This is a genomic window from Halorubrum tibetense (assembly GCF_042661865.1).
GTDB lineage: Archaea > Halobacteriota > Halobacteria > Halobacteriales > Haloferacaceae > Halorubrum > Halorubrum tibetense.
This window is the reverse complement of record NZ_JBHSWW010000073.1, coordinates 1-9593: the sequence shown is the minus strand read 5'-3', so window position 1 is coordinate 9593 and position 9593 is coordinate 1. Positions and strand designations below refer to the sequence as shown.

The 9593-nt window shown below is 67.1% G+C and carries 8 protein-coding genes; 3 read left to right on the top strand and 5 right to left on the bottom strand.

Annotated elements, in window-relative coordinates; genetic code table 11:
• On the top strand, positions 1-852 hold an 852-nt coding region (locus tag ACFQEU_RS07035), incomplete at its 5' end, for a methyl-accepting chemotaxis protein (RefSeq protein ID WP_379780653.1).
• Position 853: 1 nt separating this feature from the next.
• Positions 854-1582, top strand: a complete 729-nt coding sequence (locus ACFQEU_RS07030; RefSeq protein WP_379780651.1) for a bacteriorhodopsin — start codon at positions 854-856, stop codon at positions 1580-1582.
• Positions 1583-1827: 245 nt separating this feature from the next.
• Here the strand turns inward: ACFQEU_RS07030 and ACFQEU_RS07025 are convergent, their stop codons facing one another.
• Both ACFQEU_RS07025 and ACFQEU_RS07020 read right to left on the bottom strand, forming a co-directional pair.
• Positions 1828-2976, bottom strand: a complete 1149-nt coding sequence (locus ACFQEU_RS07025) for an acyl-CoA dehydrogenase family protein (protein ID WP_379780649.1) — start codon at positions 2974-2976, stop codon at positions 1828-1830.
• 61 nt (positions 2977-3037) lie between these two features.
• Positions 3038-4390, bottom strand: coding sequence for an adenylosuccinate synthase (locus ACFQEU_RS07020; RefSeq protein WP_379780647.1), 1353 nt, complete (start codon positions 4388-4390; stop codon positions 3038-3040).
• Positions 4391-4746: 356 nt separating this feature from the next.
• Between ACFQEU_RS07020 and ACFQEU_RS07015 the strand changes: the two genes are divergently transcribed.
• Positions 4747-5052 (top strand): hypothetical protein, encoded by a 306-nt coding sequence (locus tag ACFQEU_RS07015; protein WP_379780645.1) that lies wholly within the window; start codon positions 4747-4749, stop codon positions 5050-5052.
• Positions 5053-5152: 100 nt separating this feature from the next.
• On the opposite strand, the gene ACFQEU_RS07010 is transcribed toward ACFQEU_RS07015, so the two are convergent.
• The 3 genes from ACFQEU_RS07010 to ACFQEU_RS07000 all read right to left on the bottom strand — a co-directional run bounded on the left by ACFQEU_RS07010 (position 5153) and on the right by ACFQEU_RS07000 (position 9302).
• Positions 5153-7573 (bottom strand): DUF7527 domain-containing protein, encoded by a 2421-nt coding sequence (locus ACFQEU_RS07010; RefSeq protein ID WP_379780643.1) that lies wholly within the window; start codon positions 7571-7573, stop codon positions 5153-5155.
• Positions 7574-7702: 129 nt separating this feature from the next.
• Entirely contained in the window at positions 7703-8179 is a 477-nt protein-coding gene (locus ACFQEU_RS07005; RefSeq protein WP_379780641.1) for an NUDIX hydrolase, read from the bottom strand.
• 145 nt (positions 8180-8324) lie between these two features.
• On the bottom strand, positions 8325-9302 hold the full coding sequence (locus ACFQEU_RS07000; RefSeq protein ID WP_379780639.1) for a transcription initiation factor IIB: 978 nt from the start codon (positions 9300-9302) through the stop codon (positions 8325-8327).
• Between the last annotated feature and the right edge of the window lie 291 nt (positions 9303-9593).

The following is a 9593-nucleotide window of genomic DNA, read 5'->3' as shown; positions in this document are numbered from 1 at the left end:
GCCGCGCGGGTCGGCGAGGAGGGCCGCGAGGCGGCCGAGGCCGCGCTCGACGAGATGGACGCGGTCGAGACGGTCACCGCCGAGACGACGGCGGAGATCGAGACGCTCGCCGAGGAGGTCGAGGAGATCGGCGAGGTGGTCGACACGATCGCCGAGATCGCCGAACAGACCAACATGCTCGCGCTCAACGCGTCGATCGAAGCGGCTCGATCCGACGCCGACGGTGCCGGGTTCGCGGTCGTCGCCGAGGAGGTGAAAAACCTCGCCGAACGCACACAGGAGTCCGCGGGCGAGATCGAGGAGCGTATCGGGGCGGTGCAAGCGCGCGCCGAAGCCGGCGTCGACTCTATCGCCGAGACGGAACGGCGGATCGAGACCGGGGTCGAGACGGTCGAGCGCTCCATCGACGCCCTCGAACGGCTCGCGGAGGCCTCCGAACGGACCGACACGAGCATGGCGGAGATCACCGAAGCGACGGAGTCGCAGGCGCGGACGGTGGACACCGTCGTCGGCCACGTCGAGGACGTGTCGGCCATCAGCACGCAGACCGCCAGCGCCGCCGCCGATGTCACGAGCGCGGTCGACGAGCAGGAGCGGACCCTCGCCGCGGTCGAGAACGCGGCCGAGTCGCTCTCGAACCGCGCGGGATCGCTTCGTGACACCGTGGGACGGTTCGAGTACGACGCCGACGCGGCGGAGACCGACACGCCATCGGGCACCGACAGTCCGTCCGCGAGTGTCGAAGGCGGGTCCGGTACCGTCGCGACGTCCGACGGTGGAACCGACGTAGCGGAAAGCGCGGGGCCGGAGCGGTCGGCGTTCGAGTTCCGCGACGACGGCGGGGTGAACTGAGATGCTCGCCGACGCGACACTATGGGCGTGGATCGGCGCACTCGGGATGTTCGCGGGAACGATCCCGTCCCTGTGGTTGTGGTATCGACGCCCGTCGGAGTGGGAGTACTACGCGACGCTCGCCGGCGTCACCGGGATCGCGGCGCTCGCATACGCCGTGATGGGGTTCGGTGCCGGAAACGTCGCCACGGGAGGCGGTGTCCTGCCGGTCGCGCGATACGTCGACTGGCTGCTCACCACGCCGCTTTTGATCCTCTACCTCGCGTTGCTCGCCCGGCCGTCCCGGCGGGTCATCGTCGCGCTGATCGCGGTCGACGTGGTCGTCATCGCGGGCGGCACCGTCGCCGTCGTCACGACCGGGTTCGTCTCGTGGGCCGCGTTCGGCGTCGCGACCCTCGCGTACGTCGGACTCGTCTACGGGTTGCTCACCGTACTTCCGCGTTCGGCGGCGAGCCAGCCGGACCGGGTACGGGCGGTTTTCGGAACGCTCCGGAACATCACGGTGGTCCTGTGGACGCTGTACCCGGTCGTCTGGCTGCTCGCGCCGACCGGGCTGGGCCTGTTGACCGCCTCGACGGAGATGCTCGTGTTCGTCTACCTGGATTTCGTCTCCAAGGTCGGCTTCGCGATCGTCGCCGTCGCGAGCGCCGACGCGATCGGCTACGTCGACACGGTCGACGGCGACCGACCGGCGGCGGTGACCGGGGCCAGCGCCCCTGCGGACGACTGACGCTCACGGGCCGATCCGCCGCCGGGCGGCGGTGTCATCGAGCCCCGAGTGAATCGACACTAGTTATAACCACTCCCGATCCGGGAGTGAGTTACTGATAACCGCCCGTCACCGGACCGGAGACGTACGTATAAACAGCCGTCATCGAACGGAGGATCCACGTATAAATGGCCGTCACCGCCCCGGAGATGCGTTTATAAATGGCCGTCGCCGGGTGGGCGGGTACTGATACCCGACCGCTGACCTCAGCGCGACTGCCGGTAGATGAGGTTGCGCTGGATGTCGTTCGCGCCCTCGTAGATGACCGGGATCCGGACGTCGCGGTACACGCGGGCGATCCGTCGGTCGGTGAGGATCGAACGGCCGCCGTGGAGCTTCATGCCCTTCTCGGCACAGTCCGTGGCGACTTCCGTGGATTTGGTCTTCGCGAGGGCGGCCCAGTAGCCGGCGTTCTCGTGGTTCGCGACCTTCTCGCAGGCGCGCCAGTTGAGCGCGCGGGCGGACTCGAAGCCGATCCGCATGTCCGAGAGCGTGTGTTGGACCGCCTGGAACTCGTTGACGGTGCGGCCGAAGGCGTTGCGGCCGTGGACGAACTCCTCCGCCTCCTCGATGGCCGCGGCGGCCAACCCGAGCCCGTGGCCGCCGACGACGATCCGGCCGTGGTTGAAGAAGTCGGCGAGCACGTAGAAGCCGCCGCCCTCGCTACCGACGACGTTCTCTTCGGGGACGAAACAGTCGTCGAAGACGATATGACCCTGCTTGGAGGCGCGCATCCCCATCTTCTCCGGGATGTGTTCGGCCTCGTAGCCGTCCGAGTCGGTCTCGACGATGAACAGGGTGTAGTTGGAGTAGCGGTCCTCGCCGTCGCCCGTCTTGGCGTACACCGTGAGCCAGTCGGCCTCGACAGCGTTGCCGACCCAGTACTTCTCGCCCGTGATCTCGTACCCGCCGTCGACTTTCTCGGCGCTGGTCGTCATCCCCGCGAGGTCCGAGCCAGTCTCGGGTTCGGAGACCGCCAGTCCGGAGATCTGCTCGTTTTCGGCGACCGGCCGGAGGTACTCCTCCTTCTGTTCGTCGGTGCCGTACTGTTCGACCATCTCACAGCCGAAGCTCGCGAGCTGGAGGGTCAACGCGATCCCCGCGTCGGCCCGGTAGAACTCTTCCGCGATCGCGAGGATCTGTGCGAGGTCGTACCCCTTGCCGCCGTACGCCTCGCCGATGTCTTGTGCGACGAGCCCGGCGTCCATTCCGGCCTCTAACACCTCCCACGGGTAGTCGCCCGACTCGTAGTACGCCTCCGCGTTCGGGGCGATGTACTCCTCCGCGAACTCCCGCGCCTCCCCTTTCACGTCCCGGGCGTGTGCCGGAACGATACTCTCGTCCAGTAGCTCCATACGCTCCGTGTGGAGCCCGTGCGAATAACCTTCGTGGAACAACGAAGAACGAACGGTTAGTTTATTCGTCGAACGGGTTGACGAGCTCGATCGTCTCCTCCCGGTCGGGGCCGACGCCGACCGCGTAGACGGCGGCGTCGACCTCTTCGGCGACGAACTCGACGTATTCGCGGGTGGCCTCGGGAAGCGCGTCGTACCCCGTCTCGGCGACTGCGGCCCAGTCCACCGTCTCCCAGGTGTCGAACTCACGGTACACGGGCTCGCACCGCTCCCAGCGTTCCGTCGTCGTCGGCACCGTGTCGATCCGCTCGCCGTCGAGCTCGTAGCCGACACAGACCTGTAGCTCCGGGAGGTCGGCCAGCACGTCGACGTGGTTGATCGCCACCCCCGTAAAGCCCGACACTCGAGCGGCGTGTCGCAGCATCGGGAGGTCGAGCCAGCCGATCCGTCGTGGTCGACCAGTGACCGTGCCGAACTCTCCGCCCTTCTCGCGGATCTCGTCGGCGAGCGCTTCCTCGTCGGCGTCGCCGTCGAGCTCCGTTGGGAGCGGTCCGGACCCGACCCGCGAGAGGTACGCCTTCACGATGCCGACGACCTCGCCGGCACCGACGGTCGTCACGCCGAGCCCGGAGCCGACCGCGGCCCCGCCCGCCGTCGGGTTCGAGGAGGTGACGAACGGATAGTTGCCGTGATCGATGTCGATCGACGTTCCCTGTGCGCCCTCGAAGAGGATCCGGTCGCCGGCCGCGTGACGGTTGTACAAGAAATCGCTGCAGTTGACCGTCATCCCGTCGGCCGCGAGTCGCTCACCGACGCCTGCAAACTCCTCGTGAAGGGCGTCGACATCGAACGCGTCGGCGTGTTCCGACTCGTCGACGTCGAGACCGTACACTTCCTCGGCGACCGCCCGCTGGTGGGCGACGACGTACTCGAGGCGGTCGCGGAGGACCTCGGGATCGAGCAGGTCGCCGATGCGGATCCCCCGCCGCCCCGCCTTGTCTTCGTACGTCGGACCGATCCCGCGGCCGGTCGTGCCAACCTCGACGCCGGAATCGTCCTCGGCCTTCCCCGCCTCCTCGATGCCGTCGAGCACGCGGTGATACGGGAGGATGACGTGCGCCCGGCGCGCCACGCGCACGTCCGGGTCGAGCCCGCGTTTCCGCAGCGCGTCGATCTCCTCGAACAGCGTTCGTGGGTTGACGACGCAGCCGTTGCCCAACACCCCGACCGTCCCGCGAACGGCCCCGCTCGGGACCAACGAGAGCTTGTACTCCTCGCCGCCTTCGACGACGGTGTGGCCGGCGTTATCGCCGCCCTGATAACGGACTACGACGTCCGCGTCCCCTCCCCACCGGTCGACGAGCGCGCCCTTGCCCTCGTCTCCAAGCTGGGAGCCGACGATGGTGACTGTCATACCGCTACCCCCTTCCGACCGGGGGGTAAAACAGATTACGGTCCGTGGGCGACGTTGTTCCACGAACGTGTACTGATTCGCCGTCCTGTTTCCGTGGGTATCGTCGTTTGTGTATCCGGATGGGGATCGAAACGCCCGTACTTCGGCGGGACATCGGCCGAGATACCGCCGGCACACCGGATCTGACACCCCCACCACGTCTGGCGTTCCGCTCTCCCTCTCTCCCCTCCCGCGTGCCTCGAGGTCACACGGAGATCCGAACCGTTAACTACTGACACGATGTACCGCAAAGGGAAGCAGCAGCCGCCCCGTCGACAGCAACTTTTAAAACGGGGCATGACGAGTTAACATATGGCATGATAGATAGACTCGAGAAAGAGGTAGACATGTTGGAACGACACCTCCAAGTGTTACGGATGGTCATCGACAGCGAACCGATCGGTATCGTGAAGATGTCCAACGAGACGGGATACCCTCATCACAAAGTGCGGTACTCCCTTCGCGTCCTCGAGGAGGAGAACCTCATCGAGCCGTCCAGCCAGGGGGCTATCACGACGGAACGGACCCACGAGTTCGTCGACGAACTCGACGAGAAGCTCGACGAGACCGTCGAGAAGCTCGGATCCATGCGGATCGACGACGCCGCCGAAGTCGAGAGCTAACTCTTCGAGATTGGACGTGTTTTCGCCGTCACAGTAGGACGACGCCCTCGTTGGACTCGACCCGGCCGACGCGAGCGACGGTGCCCGGAACGATCACCCGTTAGAGGTCCGGCACGGTCAGGTGGAACCCGCCGTCGCGCGACTCGACCAGACACAGGTGGTAGCCGCGCTTTCGAGAGAGTTTCACGAAGCTCTTGCGTTTCGACCGGTTGAACAACCCTCCGCCGACGGCGTCGCTCGCGGCCTCCAGCGCGTCCGGCTCGAAGAAGCTCGCCGTCACCGCGAACACCCCGGCGAACTCGTCGTTCGACTCCGCGATCGTCCCTCCGTTGGCGACGAGCGATTCCAGGGTTCCCCCTGCCGTCGGGGCCCGCGTGTCGTTCAGGTCGGCGACGAACAGCGGGTTCCCCATCCGGTCGCGAAGGACGAGGTCGAACGGCCGCTGTTCGCGGACCTCCTCGCCGTCCTCGACGCTCACGATCGAGACGGCCCCGCCGATCTCGGCGCGGTCGATCTCCGGCAGCGCGTCGTACAGCTCGCGGAGCGCGCTCGCGTTCCCGGTCTCGCCGACCTCGAACGGGAGCTCCTCGACGAGCCATCGAGTGAACCCGAACTCCATCGTATCCCGGAGGAACGCCCCGTAGGGTCGGCCGTCGACTTGGAGCCCGTCCGTCTCGAAGCTCGTGTGGTGTTCGATCCGGAGGTTGTCCCGCAGCTCCTCGCGGCTGACCGAGCCGTCGTGGGCGTCGTCGAGCGTGGCACCTCCCTTGGAGTCGTATCTGATGAACAGGTTCGTCCCCTCGCGTGCCTCCGCCGGCGAGATGGTCCGGTCCGCGTCGGGGAGCTGTGACTCGGCCTCCGCGAGGCGGTCGCGCAGGCGCTCGACCTCCGAACGGAGCTCTTCGACTTCGGCCTCCAGTCGGTTCCGCTCCGTCTCGAGCTCGTCGCGTTCGGCCGCTATCGACTCCCGACGCTCCGTCGCCGCGTCGAGCTCCGCTTCGAGCTCGTCCCGCTCCTCCGCGAGCGACTCGCGCTCCGCGGACAGCTCAGCGAGCGCGGACTCCAGTTCGTCGATCCGTTCGCGGGCGGCCTCGCTTCCCCCAGATGACTTCGATACGGCAGCCTGACTCGTTCCGCGTCCGGTCGATCGGGGCTCCGGGGACGACCGATCCCCGCCGGCCTCCGACCGTCTCTGATCCGACCCCGACCGGCCCTCGCTTGACGGGCCGGTCCGGGTTCGGCCGCTCGTGTTCGCTCGCTGTCTCCCCTCCCGTCGCGAGCCGTCCGTCCCATCCGACCCACCTTCCCCGCGGACGTTCGTCTCCGAGGGGTCGAGCGCGGGGATGGATTTGGCCTCCCGCCACTCCGCCTCTTCGGAAAACACGTCGTCGTCCGGGTTTACAGGCGCCCCTCCATCACCGGAGTCCGTGCGAGTCGACGCGTCCGTCTCCCGGCCGCTCGACGCCGAGACGGATCGGTTCTGGGTCCGTTCGCCGCCCGTGTCGGAGTCGTCGCCCACGCCGGTGGACCCCGCGGTCGATTCGTCTCGTTCCGCTCCGTCCGCTGCCGACGCGCTCGTCCCCGCTTCTGTAGGGTTCGACGCTCTGGTCCCCGACCCGTCACGACCGGACGAAACACCGTCCGTCCCCGCCGTGTTGCCCGCGGCGTCGACCGACTCGGACGATCGATCACTTCCGGATTCCTCGCCGGGGACGACAGGTTCCTCCTCACTGGCCGGTCCGTCGGAGTCGCTCGAGCCAGCGACCGTGTTTCGCCGGCGGCCTGGATCGGTGTCGGTCGCCGCGTCGGTGTCGCTGTCCGTCGACACGTCGGTGCCGCTGTCAGCGTCGCTGCCGGCGTCATTGCGGTCGGCGTCGTCGGCTCGCGGTTCGGCGGGTGCGATCCCGAGGTCGTTTCCGGCGTCGTCCGCGGACTCGCCGTCGTCACCGTCCGCTTGTTCCTCGCCCGACCCGGTTTGCGTCCCTGCAGGGAGCTCGCGAACGTCGAGATCGACCTCGTACACCGTGTATATCCCGACCTCGTCGTCGGCGAGGTCGAACGCCTTCTCGCCGGTTTCGAGCCGTCGCGAGTTCCCGACGTACGCGGCCGCCATCGACTCGCCGGCGGCGTACGCGACGTAGTAGTCGCCGGAGAGCACGTTCTCGGCGAGCTCGACGTAGCCGGTGAACCCGCCCTCCGAAAGCTTCCGATCGGCCGCCGACAGCGGGGTGTCGTTCGTGTAGTACTGTGCCCGTTTCTCGCCGCCCTGCTCCTGCATAGCGAACAGTAGCGGCAGTGCCTCGTCCGGTGCCTCGTACGCCGTCCCGGAGGCGTCCGTGAACGCGTCCAGGTCGGCGTCGACGGTCCCGACGACCCGACCGTCGAGGAAGAACAGCCAACCGGTGCCGTCGGTGGCCGCTCCCGAGAACCCCCGGTCCGTGAACTCGCGGAGCCCGTCGAACCCGTCGGAGAACGTCCGGGCGTCCCATCCCGTGACCTCCTCCTTTCGCTGTGCGTCCATTCGTTGGATTATCTCGCCCGCAGCGACCCAAATACTTTCCGGACCGTGAGACGGCCGTCTGACGCGTCCTCGGGGAGACTACTGCGGTTCGGCGACCCCAACCAGACTGCGCGCGCCCCCGCCCGCCGGTCAGTCGGCGTCGCCGACGACCGCTATCGCCTCCCGCCCGAGCGCGACCACGTCGGCGTCGAACTCGCCCGCGGCCAGCTGGTCGGCGGTGTACCACGTCCACGCGTCGGCGTCCGCCTCGTTGTCACCGAGGGGATCGATATCCCGGGAAGGAACCCGGGCGTAGTAGAGGTGGTCGATGTGCTGGTGGCCGACCGACCCGTCCGGGTGAACGTTGATGTCGTGGAGCATCAGGTGGGCCGGCTCCGGAAGCGGCCGCCCGTTCGGCGTCTCGACGTCCGCGCGGTCGGCGGCGAGCCGCGCCAGCGCCCCCGTCTCCTCTCGCACCTCCCGACGCGCGGCTTCGTGGGGGAGCTCGTCGCGATCGACGTGGCCGCCCGGCGGGAGTCGGATCCCGAGCCGCCCGTGCTCGTGGAGGGCGGTTGCCCCGTCGTTGACGATGTACGTCGTGGCCGTGAAGTGGCGAGTCGTCTCCATACCGTCGGCTCGGCGCGGGTCGGCTTGTATGATCCGGGACGAGATCGTCCTTCGGTTGGGACGGAACAAAGCGCCACGGGCCGACCTAGTCGATGACTGAAACCCGATGGAAACGCGAGAAACCGACGGTGCTTGTGTACTCCGCTCAGACGGCGATCTCGTCTTCCGCCTCCAACAGTTCGTGGTACCGGTTGCGGATGGTGACCTCGCTGATGTTGGCGACCTCGCTCACTTCGCTCTGAGTCACCTTCTCGTTGGTGAGCAGCGAGGCGGCGTAGACGGCGGCCGCGGCGAGCCCCACCGGCGACTTGCCCGAGTGGATCCCTTGTGACTTCGCCGTATCGAGCAGCTGGCGCGCACGACGCTCGGACTCGTCGGAAAGCCCGAGGTCGGAGGCGAACCGGGGGACGTAGCTCTCGGGATCGGCCGGCTGGATCTCCAGTTTGAGCTCGCGAACGACGTAGCGGTACGTCCGGGCGATCTCGTCCTTTTCGACCCGGGAGACGCCAGCGATCTCGTCGAGACTGCGCGGCGTTCCCGCCTGTCGGGCGGCCGCGTACAGCGACGCGGTCGCCACGCCCTCGATCGAGCGGCCGGGTAGGAGGTCCTCGTCGAGCGCGCGGCGGTAGATGACCGAGGCGGTCTCGCGGACGTTGTCCGGGAGGCCGAGCGCGCTCGCCATGCGGTCGATCTCGCCGAGCGCCTGCTTGAGGTTGCGCTCTTTCGAGTCGCGGGTGCGGAACCGCTCGTTCCAGGTGCGGAGCCGCTGCATCTTCTCCCGCTGGCGGCTCGACAACGACTTGCCGTAGGCGTCCTTGTCCTGCCAGCCGATGTTCGTCGAAAGCCCCTTGTCGTGCATCATGTTCGTGGTCGGGGCACCGACCCGGCTCTTCTGGTCCTTCTCCGCGGAGTCGAACGCGCGCCACTCCGGCCCGCGGTCGATCTCGTCTTCTTCGACGACGAGTCCACAGTCGGCACAGACCGTCTCACCGTGTTCCGTGTCCGTGGCGAGCTGGCCCCCGCACTCGGGACAGCGGAGCTCCTCGTCGGTCGCCGTTTCGGTTTCCGATTCGGTGCTGTCCTCGACGTGTTCCGCCGTATACGTTCGAACGTTATCGCTCATTGTGTTGTTTCTGAATGGAGGGAATCCGGGGGACCGACAGATAGGTCTCGGATCAGTTTCCTCACTACCGGGTAAGGACTGAAGATACTTAAATGTGTGCGACGGTATCGGATCCGAAAACGGCCGCTAAACCCGATCTTCACCGTGCGTATCGTTGATATCGCGGGCGAAACTGTATCGGAGTTATACGAACGTCGCTCTTGTGTAGCACATTGTTGATTTCAGAGAGTTGCTTTGATGGCGTGTTTGAGCGCTTTTCGTCCGGGTTTGCGGTAGAGTTCTCGTCTGAGT